The 17832-nt window shown below is 68.1% G+C and carries 13 protein-coding genes and 1 pseudogene; 2 read left to right on the forward strand and 12 right to left on the reverse strand.

Annotated features, from left to right (window positions below):
• Positions 1-7: 7 nt before the first annotated feature.
• A complete protein-coding gene (locus tag O3I_RS22600) occupies positions 8-1249 on the reverse strand; it encodes a glycosyltransferase (RefSeq protein WP_014985301.1) in 1242 nt (413 codons plus the stop codon).
• A 122-nt stretch (positions 1250-1371) separates the two neighbouring features.
• The gene (locus O3I_RS22605) at positions 1372-1938 is read right to left on the reverse strand and encodes a TetR/AcrR family transcriptional regulator (RefSeq protein ID WP_014985302.1); all 567 of its coding nucleotides are present in this window, start codon (positions 1936-1938) and stop codon (positions 1372-1374) included.
• 121 nt (positions 1939-2059) lie between these two features.
• On the opposite strand from O3I_RS22605, the gene O3I_RS22610 reads away from it, so the two are divergent.
• Both O3I_RS22610 and O3I_RS22615 read left to right on the forward strand, forming a co-directional pair.
• Positions 2060-3490 carry an MFS transporter gene (locus O3I_RS22610; RefSeq protein ID WP_014985303.1) on the forward strand — a complete coding sequence of 477 codons (1431 nt, stop codon included), beginning with the start codon at positions 2060-2062 and terminating at the stop codon, positions 3488-3490.
• Positions 3491-3513: 23 nt separating this feature from the next.
• The gene (locus O3I_RS22615) at positions 3514-4737 is read left to right on the forward strand and encodes an FAD-dependent monooxygenase (protein WP_014985304.1); all 1224 of its coding nucleotides are present in this window, start codon (positions 3514-3516) and stop codon (positions 4735-4737) included.
• Here the strand turns inward: O3I_RS22615 and O3I_RS46405 are convergent.
• The 10 genes and pseudogenes from O3I_RS46405 to O3I_RS22660 form a co-directional block, all read right to left on the reverse strand.
• Positions 4732-5568 (reverse strand): MSCRAMM family protein, encoded by an 837-nt coding sequence (locus O3I_RS46405; protein ID WP_237748388.1) that lies wholly within the window; start codon positions 5566-5568, stop codon positions 4732-4734. The two genes, O3I_RS22615 and O3I_RS46405, sit on opposite strands and share 6 nt — an antisense overlap.
• A gap of 30 nt (positions 5569-5598) precedes the next feature.
• Positions 5599-7914: pseudogene (locus O3I_RS22620) on the reverse strand (MMPL family transporter); the annotation flags it as partial.
• A gap of 263 nt (positions 7915-8177) precedes the next feature.
• A complete protein-coding gene (locus O3I_RS22625) occupies positions 8178-8774 on the reverse strand; it encodes a TetR/AcrR family transcriptional regulator (RefSeq protein ID WP_014985306.1) in 597 nt (198 codons plus the stop codon).
• A 58-nt stretch (positions 8775-8832) separates the two neighbouring features.
• Positions 8833-9861, reverse strand: coding sequence for an agmatine deiminase family protein (locus tag O3I_RS22630; RefSeq protein WP_014985307.1), 1029 nt, complete (start codon positions 9859-9861; stop codon positions 8833-8835).
• Positions 9858-10856, reverse strand: a complete 999-nt coding sequence (locus O3I_RS22635; RefSeq protein ID WP_014985308.1) for a nitrilase-related carbon-nitrogen hydrolase — start codon at positions 10854-10856, stop codon at positions 9858-9860. Before O3I_RS22635 ends, O3I_RS22630 begins: the two co-directional genes overlap by 4 nt.
• 61 nt (positions 10857-10917) lie before the next feature.
• Entirely contained in the window at positions 10918-12387 is a 1470-nt protein-coding gene (locus O3I_RS22640; RefSeq protein ID WP_014985309.1) for a purine-cytosine permease family protein, read from the reverse strand.
• 86 nt (positions 12388-12473) lie between these two features.
• Entirely contained in the window at positions 12474-14105 is a 1632-nt protein-coding gene (locus O3I_RS22645) for an amidohydrolase (protein WP_014985310.1), read from the reverse strand.
• Positions 14106-14139: 34 nt separating this feature from the next.
• Positions 14140-15528, reverse strand: a complete 1389-nt coding sequence (locus tag O3I_RS22650; protein WP_014985311.1) for an aspartate aminotransferase family protein — start codon at positions 15526-15528, stop codon at positions 14140-14142.
• 116 nt (positions 15529-15644) lie between these two features.
• Positions 15645-16151, reverse strand: a complete 507-nt coding sequence (locus O3I_RS22655) for an Lrp/AsnC family transcriptional regulator (RefSeq protein WP_424769587.1) — start codon at positions 16149-16151, stop codon at positions 15645-15647.
• Positions 16152-16241: 90 nt separating this feature from the next.
• Positions 16242-17768, reverse strand: a complete 1527-nt coding sequence (locus O3I_RS22660) for a PucR family transcriptional regulator (RefSeq protein WP_041562787.1) — start codon at positions 17766-17768, stop codon at positions 16242-16244.
• Between the last annotated feature and the right edge of the window lie 64 nt (positions 17769-17832).

Genomic DNA, 17832 nt, shown 5'->3' on the forward strand with positions numbered 1-17832 from the left:
GATCGGCCTACGACCGACCGTTCCCGGCCGCGAGGTCGAGGAGCATTTTCGCGGCGACCGTGGCACCGTCGCCGCGGACGTCCCGGGCGACGGATTCGGCGCGGGTGCGGGTGTCGGAGGTCAGGGCCGTGGCGAGGGCGGCGGACAGGGAGTCGACGGTCGGAGTCGAACCCTGATGTGCCGCACCGATTCCCAGCTCGGCTATCCGGGCGGCCCAGAACGGCTGGTCGGCGATGTGCGGCACGATCACCTGGGGCGCGCCCGCGCGGGCCGCCGTCGTGGTGGTCCCCGCGCCGCCGTGGTGCACCACAGCCGCCACCCGAGGAAACAGGGCTTGCTGATTGACGTCGCCGACGACGAAGCAATCGGCGGCATCGTCGATCGGCGCGAGCCGCGCCCAGCCTCTGGCCAGCAGGACTCGGCGCCCCTGCGCGCGGACCGCCTCGATACCGACCCGGGCGATATCCGTCGCGGTGTAGGACGCCATGCTGCCGAAACCCACATACACCGGCGGCGCACCGGCATTCAGGAAAGCTTCCAGGTCGTCCGGGAGCGGGCGGTGGTCCGGCAGGATCCACGCACCGGTCTGCACCACGTCGAGGTCGGTTTTTCCGGCGGCCGGGCACAGCGTCTCGTCGGCCGCGAGCCACGGCCGGTCGGTGAACACGTAGTCGCGGACGTTGTCGACCGGCGGCAGGCCGATGGCCGCCCGGCGTGTGTTGAGCGCGTCGCCGTACAGGGCATTCACCCGCTCGGCATCCTGCCGCCACAGCACCCGGTTGTCGGTCTCTCCGTCCGGCGACGGCGTACCCGGCCGCCGCCCCGGCGGGAAGTGCTGCGACGGCAGGCCGAGGGTATGGAAGCACGCGAGAACATAAGGCATGCCGAGCTTTTCGGCCACGTCGCGGGCACCCGCGGGCATCAGACCGGTCGCCAGCAACGCGTCGCAGCCCGCACCGGCCGTCATCAGTGTCTCGAATCGGGCGGCGACCAACGCGGGCGCGAGCTGGAACGCGTCCTGTGCGGTCGGCGGTTTCGGGTTGGCGACGATCGAGTGCACCGTCGGGCCGAGCGGCACCAGCGGCACACCCGCGCGTTCCAGCAGTCGGACGAACTCGTCGTCCGGCGGCGCGCACACCCGTGCCTGCGCGCCCAGTTCTCGCAACGCGACCGCCAGCCCGGCCAGCGGTTCGACATCCCCGCGCGATCCCCACGTCGTCAACAGCACACGCACTTCGCAATACCCCATTTCCGCAGGTTGTGAGTTCCGGTCGGCTATTCTGCGGCACCACCCGGGCCTTGCCGCAAGCCCCCCGGTGCGATATATGTTGAAGAGGGAGGGGTCGGACGTCTGCGCCATCGGCGCACGAGCTAGCGAACCAGCGGTAGGAAGATCGTGTCGACGATCTCCTCGATCACCTCGGGCGCGACCGGTCGCAGCGTCATCATCGTCTCGGCGCGGAGCAGGTCGAAGGGTAATGCCGCGATGCGCGGCGTGAGCTTGGCGGGATCGAGTTCGCCCCGCTCGATCGCCCGCTGCATGATCTCGTCGCGTCCCGAGCGGCGACCGGCGACGATCATGTCGCGCAGGTCGGCGAAGCTGGTCTCGGTCTCGGCGAAGTAGCCCGCGAGCAGCAGGCTCAGCTGGGCCAGAAACGGCCCCTGCTTCTCACTCGCCGCGGTGAGCGTGGCGATCAGATCACCGCGCAGTGACCCGGTGTCCGCCGGATCGATCAGCGCAATCACGTTGCGGCGCACCACCGCCGCCTCGACCAGCTGTTGTTTGTCGGCCCAGCGCCGATACAGCACCGGCTTGCTGGTGCCAGCTCGCCGGGCGACGGCATCGATGGTCAGGTTCGCGTAACCCCGCTCACTCAGCTCCGCCCATGCCGCCTCGAGGATGGCCGCCTCGAGCGCTTCGCCGCGCCGTCGTAACACCGCACTCCTTAGATCCTTTGACGTTTCTTATCGGGTAGCCTACTCTCGCAATTAAGAAACTTGATCGTATCTTATTTGCCTGCGCGTCGCTCTGACGCGCACCCGTACCAAGGAGTCCCTGATGCACCGGAGCGTGTCCGGAAGTACCGGCACCGGATTGCACTCGAGCTGGAACGCGCAGCTCATCGGCTTGGTGGCGGTACTGGCCCTGGTGAACTTCGTGGTCGATTCGGCCATCACCGCGCCGCTGCTCGTCCTGCCGGAGATGCTCGACCACTTCGATACCCACCAGGCGGCGTGGCTCAACGCCACCGCGATGCTGGCCGGCGTGATGTGGGCGCCGCTGCTCGGCAAGAGCGCCGATATCTACGGCAAACGCACCGTCCTCGTGCTGACGCTGCTCGTCAGCGGCGTGGGGGCGCTCGTGTGCGCCGTAGCCCCCACCATCTGGATCTTCGTACCGGGACGCATGCTGCAAGGGGCGTCGCTGGCGGCCGTGTTCCTCTCCGTCGCGATCGTTCGCAGCGTCTGCGCGCCCCGGATCGGAATGATCATCGTGGGGATCGTGACCTCCGGGTCGGCGGTGCTCAACATCGCGTCCCGGTTCCTCCTCGAGCAACTGGCCGTGCGGTACGGCTTCCAAATCCTGTTCCTGGTCTCAGCTTTCGTCGCGGTGGCGATGGCGATCTTCGTGCGCGGCAGCGTGCCCGAATCCCTGGTCAAGACGCCCGGCAGGATCGACGTCGGCGGCGCGCTGCTGCTCGGCGGCGGTCTCGCCGCGGTGCTCAGCTACATCAGCCTCGGCTCGGATCTCGGCTGGCTGGCCGCCGGTCCGCTGGCACTGCTCCTCGGCGGCGTCGCGGCGCTGGCCCGCTGGTTCCTGGTCGCGAATCGAAAGCCCGATCCCCTCATCGACATCCGGGATCTCAACGGCCCCTTGGTGCTCACGCTGCTCGTCGTCTTCCTCGGCGCCGGTTCGTATCAGAGCATGCTGCAGCTCATCCCGCTCATCGGTGACGTCTCGGCGGATCAGCACCTCGGGTACGGACTGGCCGACCAGGGATCCGTCGCGCTGTTGCTCGCGGCGCCGGGACTCGGCGTGATGCTCGGTGGTCCGGGCGCCGGCTGGCTTGCGGCGCGCATCGGGCCGGCGTCGACCTTGGCCGGAGCCATCGTGCTCGGCACGGTGGTGACCGTCGGAATGTTCCTCGGCGCTTCACAATTGGCGGCCGCACTGTGCTTCGCCTTCCTGCTGGGCGTGACGGTGGGCGCGCTCGGGACGGCCGGGTTCAACATGGCGGGCAGTTTGGCCCCGGCCGAGCGGCAGGGCATCGTCTCCAGCCTGGTCATGGTCATGGTTTCGATCGGGTCGGTGGTGCTGAATTTCGTGGGCGCGGCCGTACTCGACTCGACCACCGTCGTCGTCGACGGCGCGACGGTGAATTCGGCCACCGGCGTATTCGGCTGCATCGCAATCGCTTCCGGCGCGTTCGTGTTCGCCGCCGTGCTGTCTGTCGTCCTCGCCCGCAACACCCGCCGCGGCCTCGTGTGACCGTCTCGATTCAGGAGTTGAGCATGAACTGTAAGACCGCATCGAAGCCGTCGGTCCTGGTGTCCGGGGCGAGCATCGCCGGTCCTGCCGTCGCGTTCTGGCTGCACCGCCACGGGTTCACGGTGACCGTGGTGGAGAAGTCGGCCGGCGTACGCAGCGGCGGATACCCGATCGACGTGCGGGGCACCGCGGTGGAGGTCGCGCGCCGGATGGGCATCCTGACGCAGCTGCAGCGGGCGCATATCGAGTCACGCCGGTTGACCTTCCGCAACGCCGACGGCACCACCGCGGCGGTGGTGCACCCGCAAACGGTGGTCGGCGGAGTCGAGGGGCATGACCTCGAGGTATCGCGCGGAGATCTGTCGAAAGCCTTGTACGCGAACGTCCGTGACGATGTGGAGTTCGTGTTCGACGACTCCGTCGCCGCGCTCACCGAACAGCGGCACGGCGTCGACGTCACCTTCCGCAGCGGCGTCCAGCGCAGTTTCGACCTGGTCTTGGGCGCCGACGGATTGCATTCGCGGATCAGGGAACTCGTGTTCGGTCCCGCGGAACAGTTCCACCGCTACCTGGGCTACTGCTTCGCCATCTTCACCATGCCCAACACCTACGGGCTCTCGCACGAGGCGGTCATCTGGAACACACCGGGGCGAGGCGCTGCGCTCTACGCGGTCGAGGACAGCAACGAACTGCACGCCTTCCTCAATTTCGCGCACCCGATACCGCCGTACGCGGTCCTGCGCGACCCCGCGGCGCAAAGTGAGCTCGTCACAGCCACTTTCGCGAACGACGGATGGGAAGTCCCGGCCATGGTCGCGGCTTTGCGCGACGCACCCGATGCGTTCTTCGACACGGTGAGCCAGGTCCGCATGCCCCGGTGGACCCGCGGGCGATACGCGTTGCTCGGCGATGCCGCGCACGCTCCGTCGTTCCTGACCGGGCAAGGCTCCAGCCTCGCTCTCGTCGGCGCGTACATGCTCGCGCACGCGCTGGCCACCCACCGGGACCACACCGCGGCTTTCGCCGCCTACGAGCGCGGCCTCCGTGGCTTCGTGGAACAGAACCAGGCCCTGGTCGGCGCGGGCGACGCCGCCCTCTTCCCCACCACCGCCGAAGCTCTGGCGAAACGCAACGCCAGACTCCGCAGCCTCACCACCTTGCCCCCGCACACCGGCCGCCCCGCGCATACCGCTCTGACCTTGCCCGACCCCCTGCCCGTTGCGAACCGAAACGGCTGTGGCTCATGACATTTCCGCGTGTTCGTCGATGTCGAAGCCCAAGCGGACATCGTGGTCGACCTGGCTGCCGGTGATGGTGACCCGGCCGGTCACCAGGGGGTAGCCGCGGGCCTCGACGGTGTACTCGCCCTCTGGCAGGTCGGCCACCGCGTAGCGGCCGTCCTCGTCGGTGTGCGCGGTGCCTACGATCGTGCCGGACCAGTCGAGCACGGTGATCCTGGCGTCGTGAACCGCGCGGCCGCCCGCGCGCACCGTGCCCCACAGCATCGCCATGGGCGCGAGTTCGACGTCGAAACGCAAACGGCCACTGTCGGGTACGGTCAGCGTCGTCGCGGTGGGCCGCATCCGCGCGGCGACCGCCACCAGCGTATAGGTTCCGGCCAGCACGCCCTTGCAGGCGTAGCCGCCGTCCGCCGCGCTCACCGCTACCCCGACCACCTCGCCGCGCAGGTCGGTCACGGTGATCGTGGCCTCCGCCACCGGCTCGCGGGCTGCGGTGCGCACCACACCGGACAGCTCGCCGGATCCCTGCAGGGTCACGTCGACGTGGTGTGCGCCTCCTTCGGCGACAGTGACGTTCACCGCGGCCGGTTGATGCCGGTTCGCGGAGACGATCAGGACATAGCCGCCCGGCGTGGGCGGCTCGATCGCGTAGTTGCCGTCATCGTCCGCTGCCGCCCGCGAAACCTGTTGTCCACGTTGGTCGATCAAAGTCAGCGCCGCGTCCGGCACCGGATAGCCGTCGTCGCGGCACACCCGCCCGAAGATCGACCTGCCGTTGGATGCGACGAACTGTGCACCTTCCACGTCCGGCAACTGCTGCAACGCAACGGTATCCACGGCCGCGTCGAGCGCCGGAGCCGGTTCGCCCCCGACCGGCTCGGGCTCGGCCGCACCGAACCGCTTGCGCTGCAACGCGCGCAGCTTCGCGCCTTCGACATCGATGTCCGGCAGGATGCGGTCGAGCCACTTCGGCATCCACCACGACGCTCTGCCCATGATCGCCAGCAGGGCCGGCACCAGCACCATGCGCACCACGAAGGCATCGATGGCCACGCCGGCCGCCAGCGCGAACCCCATGGACTTCGCGGTCACGTCCTTTTCCAGCAGGAAGGAACCGAACACCGAGATCATGATGATCGCCGCCGAGGTGACCACGCGCGCGCCGTGGTGGTACCCGGCGATCATGGCGTCGCGCGGCGACTTGCCGTGCACGAATTCCTCGCGCATGCGGGTCACCAGGAACACCTGGTAGTCCATCGCGAGCCCGAATACCAGGCCGATCAACATGATCGGCAGGAAGCTGACGATCGGCTGCGGATCGGCGATCAGGCCGAAGGTGCCCTCCTGGAAGATCAGCACCGTGGCGCCGAAGGTGGCCGCCATCGAGAGCAGGAACCCCAGCGCCGCGGTGAGCGGGACCAGAATGGACCGGAACACCAGGATCAACAGCACGAAGGCCGCGCCCGCGACGATCGCCAGGTAGGGCACGATCTTGCCGAGCAGGACGTGGTCCATGTCCGCGTAGATGGCGGTGGTGCCGGTGATGCCGTATCGGATGCCGTAACGCTCGGTCAGTTCGTCTTCGGCGGCACGCGCGTCGCGCACCAGATCTTTGGTGTCCTGATCGTTCGGTCCCGATTTCGGCACCCCGCTGAGCATCGCGCCCAGCCCGTTCGCGCTGAATTGCGCTGTGGTGACGTAATCCATCTCCGGGAACTCCGCGAGCCGGTCGCGCAGCGCGGTGACCGCGGCCTTGCGCTCACCTTCTGGCACCTGCTCCAGGTCGGCGGCCACGGTGAGAACGCCGTTGCTCCCTTCGCCGAAGCCGTTCGTCCGGATGTCGTAGGCCTGCCGGGCCGTGGACTCGGTGGGCAGACTGTCCTCACCGGGCAGGCCCAACTGCAACTGAAGCGCGGGCGTCGCGAGCGCAGCCAATGCGGCCACCGCGATGATCAGCGCGAACCACGGCCGCTTGCCGATCAGTCGGCCGACCCGCATGCCGTTGGTGACGGAGGTGTCGTCCTCCGGGTCGTGCCGCGCGACCAGCGGCAGCTTCGGCTTGAACAGGAAACGGCCGAAAGCGCCGAGCAGCGCGGGCATCAGCGTGATCGCGGTGAGGACGGCGAAGAACGCGGCCACGGCACCGCCGAGACCCATGAAGGTCAGGAAGTTCACCCCGACGATACTCAGCGCGCCCAGCGCGACGATGACGGTGAGCCCGGCGAACACCACCGCCGAACCGGCCGTACCCACCGAAATACCCGCCGCTTCTTCGGGATTCGCCGCGACGCGCAATTCGTGCTTGTACCGGGAGACGATGAACAGCGCATAGTCGATCGACAGCGCGATACCGATCATCGAGGCCAGGAACGTCGTGAAACTCGGCACCTCGACGACCGCGGTGCTCAGCGAGATCACCAGCATCGCGGCGCCCAGGCCGACGATGGCGGTGACGATCGGCACGAAAGCCGCCACGATGGCGCCGAACGCGATCACCATGACGACCAGCGCCACTCCCATGCCGATCAGCTCGGCCTGCCCGCTGGGCTGTTCCTGCTCGCGGGCGATGGACCCGCCGAGTTCGACCACCAGTCCGCGCGCACGGGCCGGGTCCGCCACGGCGTAGGCGACCTGCCGCTGCTCGTCGGTGATGTCCATCGCCGAGGCGATGTCGAACGGCACGGTGAGCACGGCGACGGTCGCCGGGGCTTCCTTGTTCAGCACGTTGAGCGGAGCGCCCGCGCACGTCGCGGGATCGGCGGTGGTCAGGCAGCCCATCGCCTGGGTCGCGGCGACCGGGTTCTGCAAAGCCGCCCCGGCCTTTTCGGCGACGAGCCGATGCCGGTCGTCCCCGGCCACCAGTGCCCGCAGATCGGTGATCAGCGCGTCTACGGCGGCACTGTTGTCCTTGTCGGTCAGCTTCGTACCGTCGGGCGCCTGAATCACGTAGGTACCGCTGACGGCGTCGATGCCGAACTGCGCGGACATGCCCGGAAACTGCTTGTCCAGGATTTCCGTCGCGCGCTCCGACGGCAGCGCGGGCATGCTGAACTCGTCGCTCATCGACTTGCTCAGCAGGTGCGAACCGGCGCCGAGCGCACCGAGGAGCACCAGCCATAGCGGCAGCACGATCCACTTGCGGCGGAACGCGAACTTTCCCCATTTGTAGAGGTATACGGACACGAACGGGCTCTCCTCGAGGTAACCGGGTTGTGCTGAGATCAGGGCCCGTACAGCACCTTCGCGGCCCGCTTGCATGCGAACAGCTCCCCCACGCCGTCCTTCTACCTACCGCACGGTAGGCGGGGCGTGGACGTAAGCGGAGGAGCAACCTCTAGTACGGCCGATGTTTTATCAGATCTCATCGCCGATGTCAGCGTTTCGGCCCATTCGGTCGAAAATCCCAGCGTGTCATACCTTCCCGGCGCGGCGGCCGCCACGTGGCGTCATCCCTGGTCCGCGGACGCGCGATTCGTCGCGGGGAGCAGGGCTTTCAGCGCGATCGACAGGTGCGAGCGCGCCTCCTCGGTGCTGAGTTCGCCGCAGAGCCAGCGTGCGGACAGGCCGTCGGTCAGCGCGGTGACGATGAGGCCCATGGCTTTCGGATCCACGGACTGCGGCACGTCTCCCGCCGCCTGTGCCAACCGGATCGCGTCGGCGATCTCGGCGTCCCACTGCCGCGAGGTCGTCGCGAGCGGTGCCCGCAGCGGCGTCTCGAAGACCGCCGACGCCCGTAATTCGTGCCAGACCAACGCGTTCTCGAACACCTCGGGCTCGTCCTGGATATCGGCGAGCGCGTGCGCGTGCAGCCGGTCCAGCGGGGAATCCGATCCCTCACTGGCGGTACCGGATTCGCGGGCACGGTCGTTGATATAGGTCAGCGCGGCGGCGAGCAGGCCGTCCCGGTCCTTGAAGTAGTAGTAGAGCAGGCCGGGTGAGACGCCCGCGACCTCGGCGACATCGTGCACGCGCAGCCCGCGCACACCCCGCTCGGCGATCGCCTTGGCACTCGCCCGCAGGATCGCTTCGCGTCGGCTCGCCATCGCAGTTGCTCCAGTCGGTCGGCTCCGGTTCCCGAACCAACATAGCCCAACTGAACTTTCAGTCGAGCACCCTCGGCTGCTGCTGGGTGATGCAGTGGATACCGCCGCCGCGGGCGAAGAACTCCCGGGCATCGACCGTGCGCACCTGCCGGCCCGGATACATCTCGGCGAGGATGCCCTGGGCCACGCCGTCGTTGGGATCGCCGAAGCCGCAGGCGATTACGCCGTCGTTGACGACGAGGTGGTTGATATAGCTGTAATCCACCCAGCCCTCGCGGTCCCGGAGCACCCGCGGGGCAGGGAGTTCGACGATCTCCCACGCCCGGCCACCGGCATCGGTGGTGTCCGGCAGCAGTGCCAGCAGCTCGCGGGTCACCGCCCAGTCCGGGTGCGCGGCGTCGCGCTGGGCGTGCACCAGCAGGGTTCCCGGCGCCGGAATCGCGGCGACGATATCGACGTGCCCGCGGGTGCCGTGCTGTTCGTTGTCTCTGGTCAGTCCGCGCGGCAACCAGATGACGTGCCGCGCGCCGATGGTGCGCGCCAATTCGGCTTCGACCGCGGCCTTGTCGAGCCCGGGATTACGCATCGGATCGAGTTGCACTGTCTCGGTGACCAGTACGGTCCCGAGCCCGTCGACCTGGATGCCGCCGCCCTCGTTGACCAGTTTCGAGCCGACCGTTTCGGCACCGGCCGCGCGGGCGACAGTCGCACCGATCTCGCTGTCACGGGCCCAATTCGCCCACTCCTGCCTGCCCCAGCCGTTGAACGTCCAGTCGACGGCGCCGAGCCTGCCACTGTCCGCGTCGAGCACGAAGGACGGGCCGATATCGCGCATCCAGGCGTCGTCGAGCGGCGCTTCGAGCACATCGACCATGTCCGACAGATACTTTCGAGCCGCCTGCCGATCACGCGGGTCGACGACCATCGTGACGGGCTCGAACTCGAGAATCTCGTGCGCCACCCGCGCCCAGGCTTCGCGCGCCTCGTGCGCGGATTCCGCCGTGGCGAACACGCTCGCGCCCAGCGGCGGAAAGGCCATCCAGATCCGTTCCTGCGGTGCTGTTTCCGACGGCATCACCCAGCTCATGACGCCCGGCTCCGGACCTGATCCGCGCCGAAGGCGTGGTCCCGATCGACCGGCTCGGTGAGCCGGTCGTAGGTATCGGGCCGTCGCGTGGTGAGGAACGGGAACAGACCGAGCCAGTCCTTGCGCTGATCCAGATCCAGGTCGGCGACCAGCACGGCGGCGCGATCCCGCGGCGCCTGCGCGAGCACCCGCCCGTACGGGTCGGCGATGAACGAAGATCCGTAGAAGGTGACACCGCCCTCGTCACCGAACCGATTCGGCACGATCATGAAAGTGGCCGCAGTGATGGCGTTTCCGACGATGACCTGCTGCCACAGCGGCTGGGTGTCGAAGCCCGGGAACGACGGCTCGGACCCGATCGCCGTGGGGTACACCAGGATTTCCGCGCCACCGAGCGAATACATCCGGGCGACCTCGGGAAACCACTGGTCCCAGCAGGTCGGCAGGCCGATGGCGGCACCGTCCAGCGCGGCGGGTCGATAGATCGGATAGGCCTCCTCGGCGGGGCCCGGCCGGAAGTAGGTGTCTTCGTAGTAGCCGTCGCTGATCGGGATGTGCAACTTGCGGGTCCGGCCGATGAGTTCCCCCGCGGGCGACACCAGTATGGCGGTGTTGTAGCCGAGACCATCTGGGCCGGTGACTTTTTCGTATAAGGAGGCGTGCACCGCGACGCCGTGCGCACGGGCTGCGGCGGCGGCGAAGGTGAACGTCGGCCCGGTCCGCAGGTCCTCGGCCGCCGCACCCGGATTCGCCGCCGCTCGCACGTCGGCGGGATAGCGGGACAGCGTCAGTTCCGGGAGGAACACCGCACGCGCCCCCTCGGCGGCGGCCAGGCCGATGCCCTCGTACAGCGTGGCGCGCAACGCTTCGGCATCCGGAACCCATTGGTGCTGAACCAGTCCGACGCGTAGCGGCGTCCGGTCGCCCGGCGCGGCGCGCGCGGGTGACACCGGCGGTGTCGGTGCGGTGGTCACCACGAAGGTCTGCTCGGTCATCACTACCTGCCTTCTCGAATCACATAACTGAATATTCAGTCAATATGGGTGGGACGAAAATTCATGCCTCGTTGAGCTCGGACACCGCCCGTGCCAGCGGCACCGACGCGGCCGAGGTGGTCCGAATACGCAGGGCGACAAGGTAGACCGCCGCGGCGACCGCTCCGGAACCGATCATGCTGATGTCGATTCCGTCCGCTATCGAAGCGATCGGACCCGTGTACACCGTGGTGTGGATCGCCAGCACGCCGACGATCGCGCCCGCGGCCCACGCCACCACCGCGCCGAGATGCCAGCCGCCGGTGTACCAGTATCGACCGCCGGTGCGCCCCTGCGCGAAGCTTTGCAGATCCACGACGTCATAGCCGGGCACGCGCCGGCGCAGCGCACCGATCACCATGATCACCGCCCACGGCGTGACCACGGCGTTCAGGATGACCGCGACCGCGCTCACCGAATCCACCGCGTCGAAGACGAAGACGCCGACGTAGAGCAACACGACGACCAGGACCGCGGTCATCATCGTGGTCTGCACGCGCAGCAATCGCGGGAACACCCCCTCCAGGTCCAGGCCGCTCCCGTAGATGCACAGCACGCCCTGGCCCAAACCGCCGAGGATCGAGATCACCACGATCGCGAAGGTGAACCACAGCGGTGCCGCGGCGACCAGGTCGGTGGTGTAGGAGCCGGTGTTGATCGTGAGGGTCGATGCGGTGAACGCACCGAACGTCGCCGGAATGATGCCGCCGAAGTACAGGCCGAGACCGAGCGCTCCCGCGATGCGGCGGTCGCTGTGCCGTCGATGCGATACCCGGCGGGTGTAGTCGCCGATGGTGGTCGCATACGAGATCGGCCCGGACGCGGAGATCACCACGGCCACCACCCAGGTCTGCACGAATCCGCCGAGCGCGTACTCCCCCGGCGCCGCGTCCGCATCGAACCGGCCCGCGAAGGCGAAGACCCCCGCGAGCATCAGCAGCCCGACCACCGGCACGATAACCTTCTGTGCCGCAACGATTGTGGCGTGCCCGAAGAGGGCGATCGCGACCATCGCGGCGCCGATCACGCCGTAGGCGAGGCCGCGCACCCACCCGGCGTCGGGCGTCCCGAGCAACCGCGCGCCGGCCGCGACGAGGGCGTCACCGCTGGTCCACACGGTGATCGCGCCGAAGACGACGGCGGTCGCCAAGGCCAGCCCGGAACCGATGAAGCGCCCGCGAATACCGAACTCGGCACCGCTCGCGACGGTCATGTTGGTGCCGGTGCGCGGGCCGATCAGCGCGGTCGGCAGCACGACCACGGCGCCGATCAGCCCGCCGACGAGGAGCGCGGGCAGCGCCTGCCAGAACGACAGTCCGAGTTGAATCGCCACCCACCCGTAGATCACCGCGGTCCAGGTGAATCCGCTGCCCAGGAATACCGCGGCCACATTCCACGGCGACGAATCCCGGGCCGCCTCCGGAAGATATTCGACGCCTGCTTGTTCGATCCGGCCGACCCGATCACTGGTCGGGTCCACATGCTCTTTCATGAGGTGACGGTATTCTCAACTGAATATTCAGTCAATACCGTGGCGCTGGCTTTCATCGTTCGTTACTCCCTTGTCACACAACGACTTCAAGCGATTTCGGCGCGGTGCACCACGGCTCCGGCGACGACCGTCGCAGCGATCGGCGCACCGGCCAATTCATCGGGCGGGACAACCAGCGGATCGAGCGCGAACACCGTGAGATCGGCCGCGCACCCGATCGCCACTCGCCCGGCCGTGCCTTCCCGTCCCGCCGCGCGTGCGGCATGCGAGGTGTAGCCCTCCAATGCCATTGCCGCGGTGAGCGATTGCGTCGGCGACACCGGTTCGACCTCCGAACGCCCTGCCGGACGGCGCAATTGCGCGTCGGCCAAAATGGCGCGGGCGTCGTAGGGGCCGATCGGCCAGTCGGAGCCCAAGGCGACCGTCGCACCGGAATCACGCAGATCGCGAGTGCGAAACCCACGGCTCGCACGCTCGTCACCCAATCGCGACGACCAGTTGTCGGTGTGATCGGCACGCGTGAAGTGACTACAGTGCGTCGGCTGCATGCTCGCGACCACACCGTACTCCCGGAATTTCGCGACGAGTTCGGTCGGGATGGTTTCGATGTGCTCGATGCGATGCCGCACGCCGGATGGCGGCAACGCCGCGGTGGCGAGCGTCTCCAGCGCATACCGGACGCCGGCGTCGCCGATCGCGTGGGTGACGGTCGGCACTCCACGAGCGGCCAAGTAGTGCACGGCTTCTCGATACTGCGCCGGGTCCGGCCAGAACGGCACCGTCGATTCGCCATGGCTGTCGGGTTCGTCGAGCCACGCCATACCGCCGTCGATCGTTCCGTCGATGACGAACTTGACTCCGTCGACCTGCCACCGGCGGCCACCGCGGCGCTGCAGGTCGACGATGTGCTCGAGTCCGGCGCGTCCGGTACCCGGGTGGCAGCGTGGCGCGAACCGCAACTGGACGGGCAGCTCGAGTTCCGCGGACAGGCCGGTGATCAATTCCTCGCTGTCACCGTCGAAGTCCATCACATTCGCGGCGGTGAGTCCGGTCGCGGCCATCCCCCGCAGCACCTCGGCGACGCGACCACGGCGCACGCGCATCGGCGCCACCGGGGCGACGTCGAGCACCAGGTCCATCGCCGCCGGTTCGAGCAGATGCCCGGTCGGCCGGCCGTCGCTGTCGCAGACGATGCGCGCACCCTGATCGAATTCGCGGTGGCCGGTCACACCCGCCGCCCGCAGCGCCGCCGGGTTCACCAGCGCCGAATGCGCGTCGTTCAAGTCGAGGTACACCGGGATCGTCTCGGCGACGGCCCGCAGCAGTGGTTCGAACGTAATCGGCTGGTCCGCAAAAACATTCGGGTCCAGGCCCCAACCGCGAATCCATCCGTCGACCGGCGCGACGCCCTCGGCGCTCAGTGCCGAGATCAGCTCGTCTACGTTCGACACCGACGACAGGTCGACACCGTTGGTCATATCCGCGCCGACCAGCGGATGGGCGTGTCCGTCCACCAGACCAGGGGTGATCGTCGCCGCGCCGAGGTCGATGACCTCGGTGCGCGCACCGCGCCAGTCCCGGACATCGGCCGGGCCGCCGACGCCGATGATGCGCTCGCCCTTCATCGCGACCGCCTGTGCGTGCGGCCGCGCCGGATCGAGCGTGTGCACCCGTTCTGCGAGCAGGATCAGATCGGCGTATTCGCCGGTGTTCGTCATCCAGGTCTCCCCTTCGTCCAGCCGATCCGGCCGGTCAGAGCAATGACCATGCGCCGGTGAGGGTTTCGCGCAGGATCTGTTCCATCTCGTCGAACTGGGCCTGCTCGCAGATCAGCGGCGGAGCCAGCTGGATGACCGGCTCGGCCCGATCGTCGGCGCGGCAGTGCAGGCCCGCTTCGAACAGCGACTTCGACACGTAGCCCTTGAGGATGCGGGTCGCTTCTTCATCGGTGAAGCGCTCCTTGGTATTTCGATCCTTGACCAGCTCCACCGCATAGAAGTACCCCGCGCCGCGCACCTCGCCGACAATGGGCAGATCGGTGAGCTTGTCGAGGGTCGACTTGAACCGGGATTCGTTGGCCAGCACATGCTCGTAGATGCCGTCGCGCTCGATGAGGTCGAGGTTGGCGAGGGCGACGGCGCAGGCGACCGGGTGGCCGCCGTAGGTCGAGCCGTGCATGAACGTGGCGCCGTGCCGGAACGGTTCGGCCACCCGATCGCTGACCAGCACCGCACCGAGTGCGGCGTACCCGGAGGTGAGTCCCTTGGCGGTGGTGAGGATATCCGGCTGATAGCCGAAACGCTTTGCGCCGAAATCGTATCCGAGGCGGCCGAACGCGCAGATCACCTCGTCGGAGACGAGCAGCACGTCGTGCCGGTCACAGATCTCCCGGACCCGCTGGAAGTAGCCGGGCGGCGGGACGAAGCAGCCACCGGTGTTCTGCACCGGTTCGAGGAACACCGCGGCGACGGTCTCGGGGCCTTCGAACAGGATCGCCTCTTCGATGCGGTCGGCGGCCCAGCGGCCGTACGCGTCGTAGTCGTCGGCGTGTTCGGTGGCGCGGAAGAAGTTGGTGTTCGGCACCCGCACGGTGCTGGGCACCAGCGGCTCGAAATCCGCTTTCGCGCCGGGGATTCCGGTGATCGACAGGGCACCCATCGAGGTGCCGTGGTAAGCCATCGAACGACTGATCACCTTGTGCTTGGTCGGCTTGCCGACGAGCTTGAAGTACTGCCGCGCGAGTTTCCATGCGGTTTCCACGGATTCGCCGCCGCTGACGGTGAAGAACACCCGGTTCAGGTCGCCCGGGGCCGCCACGGCCAGGCGCTCGGCGAGTTCGAGCGCGGTCGGATGCGCGTATCCCCACAGCGGGAAGTAGGCCAGTTCCCGGGTCTGCCGGGCCGCGGCCTCGGCGAGTTCGGCCCTGCCGTGGCCGACCTGCACCGCGAACAGGCCGGCGAGACCGTCGAGGTAGCGCTTGCCGTCGGCGTCCCAGATGTAGGCCCCTTCACCGCGCACGATCACCGGCGTCTCGGCGTCGGTGTCCTCGGATTGCTGGGTGAAGTGCATCCAGAGATGGTCACGGACGACGCGGGCCGAGTCGCTGGAGCCCACGGTGGACGGATCGGTGATAGCGGTCATGTTTTCGGTTATCCCACATCACACGCAGGCCTGCAACTAGATCCGTTGCAAAATAACCATCTGCCGATCGATCCAGCCAAAAATGCCGATGACAGCTACGGATTTCGTTGCGCAGATCAGCGGGTCCCCCACTGGTAAGTCTGTTTGCGCAGCTTGAGGTAGATCATGATCTCGGCGTGCCGGACACCGGGCAGTGTGCGCAGCCGGTTCGACACCAGGTCGTGCAGCGCCTCGTCGTCGGCACAGACCGCCTCGCACAGCACGTCGTAGCGGCCCGCGCATTCGACCACATAGCTGATCTCGTCCATCGCGGTGAGCGCGTCGGATACCGGTTGCAGCGCCCCGTCCACGGTGATCGCGACCATCGCCTGCCGAAACAGTCCGACTTGCAACGGATCCGAGACCGCGACGATCTGGATGACCCCGGCGTCGGACAGCTTCTGCACTCGCTGCCGCACCGCGGCCTCGGACAGCCCGACGGCCTTGCCGATCGTCGCGTAGGCGCGCCGCCCGTCCTCCTGCAACTGGGCGATGATCTTCTTCGAGGTGTCATCCAGCACCGGCGCCGTCCGGCTCGATTCTTGGTCGCTCACGCCCGGCATCCTGCCCGAACACCCGGACACCGACAAGCATCGGCGGGTGATGTCGACGGTCCGATCCGGCACCTGGTAACCCGCTCGGCAACGAAATCCGTCGAATTCACCGCCGGAGCGCTACGAGCGGCGCACCAGGATGGCGAGCAACAACTCCGCGCGCACCCTGGCGTTGTCGAGGTCGCAGGCGAGCAGGTCCTCGACGAAGGCGATGCGCTTACGCAGCGTGTGGCGGTGCACGCCGAGCGTCGCCGCGGCCGACTCCCACTGCCCGTTCGCTTCCAGAAAGGCGTGCAGGGCGTTCAGCAGGTCGGTGCCGTTGCTCCGGTCGTGCTCGACGAGCGGGGTGAGCACGGTGTCGGCCATCGCGTCGAGCACCTGTCTGGTGGCGTCGAACGCCAGCAACGAGCGACCGGTCATCGCGTCGAATTCCACCGGGGCGCTGCCACGTTCGGCCACCGAAGCCGCCCGGGTCGCGTTGGCGGCCGCCGCACCGAGATCACGCAGCCGATGTCCGCCGCTCAACCCGATACGGGTGAGTTTCCGTGCCGAGGAGCCGATTTCGAGCGCGAGGCGGCGCGCGAACGAGACCCCCTCGGTGCCGGGCAGCAGCACCGATACCCGCTGGTCCGCGGCATGCAGGAACACCGGGTTCCCGGCGGCGTGCAGTGCCGCCGCCACGACCTCACGAACGTCGGACGTCGTTGCGGCCGAATCGCATTCGGCGACGAGCACGCGAATCCGGCCGTGCGTGTCGGCGGCGGGCAGCAGCTGCGCCCACGCGGGCGCCAGATCGGCTTCCGCACTCAGCGCCAAAGCGAGCGCCTGACTGTTGAGCTGCTGCTGCGCCGCCTGCAACCGAACCGGTTTCGCGAAATCCAACGCCAGCAACGAGTTCGCGTGCCCGAGCAGAATCTGATCCACGCCGCTCAGCGGCGCCGGGCTGACCACCACCAGTTCGCCGAACGAGCGGCGGTCGACACCGATCCGCTGGTGCGTGATCGAGGCTCCGGAGGTATCGGTCCGGACACTGCTGGCCGCGGTGGCCGGATCGGCGGCGAGGGCGGCTCGGACCGCGCGCAGCAGCGCGTCCGACGGCGCCTCCGGGTGACATTCGGTGACCGTGCCCGCCGCGTCGACGATCAGCACCGTGGCAGCCAGCGAGCCGGCCAGTTCCCGGACGATCGCCCGCGCGCCCGATTTGAGCAGCGCCTTGGTCATTCGCGGTTGTGCGCGCGAGGCCCGCAGCAGCGCGTCGTACTGGAGTTCGGCGACGCGCGCCGACACCTTCTTGACCACGGCCGCGAACGGCGTCGGCAACGGCACCTCGATCAGCGGGATACCGATGGCATCGGCGGCGGCGATCAGATCCGCGGGCACTTCGGCGTAGGTGAGGCCGGTGCCGAAACCCACCGCCGCCACGCCGCAGTCGTCGAAGGCGCGCAGGTAGGCCGCGCGCTCCCGGCTGGTGCGTGGCAACCGCATACCGGTGGTGAGCACCAGTTCGCCGCGGGAGAGCCAGGGGAAGGGATCTTCCAGTTCGGTGGTGAGCACGAGATCCACCTCGCGACCGACACCACCGGCACCGCCCCGGAGCCGGAGTGCGAGATCCGCTTGGGACAACACCCAGCTAATCGGTACAGCCATCGAGTGCAGTGTACAGAACGGCGATGACTGGTCACTTGATTCACCATTTTGTCGAGAGGCGCGG

Origin of the sequence: Nocardia brasiliensis ATCC 700358, from assembly GCF_000250675.2 — a bacterium.
GTDB classification, from domain to species: domain Bacteria; phylum Actinomycetota; class Actinomycetes; order Mycobacteriales; family Mycobacteriaceae; genus Nocardia; species Nocardia brasiliensis_B.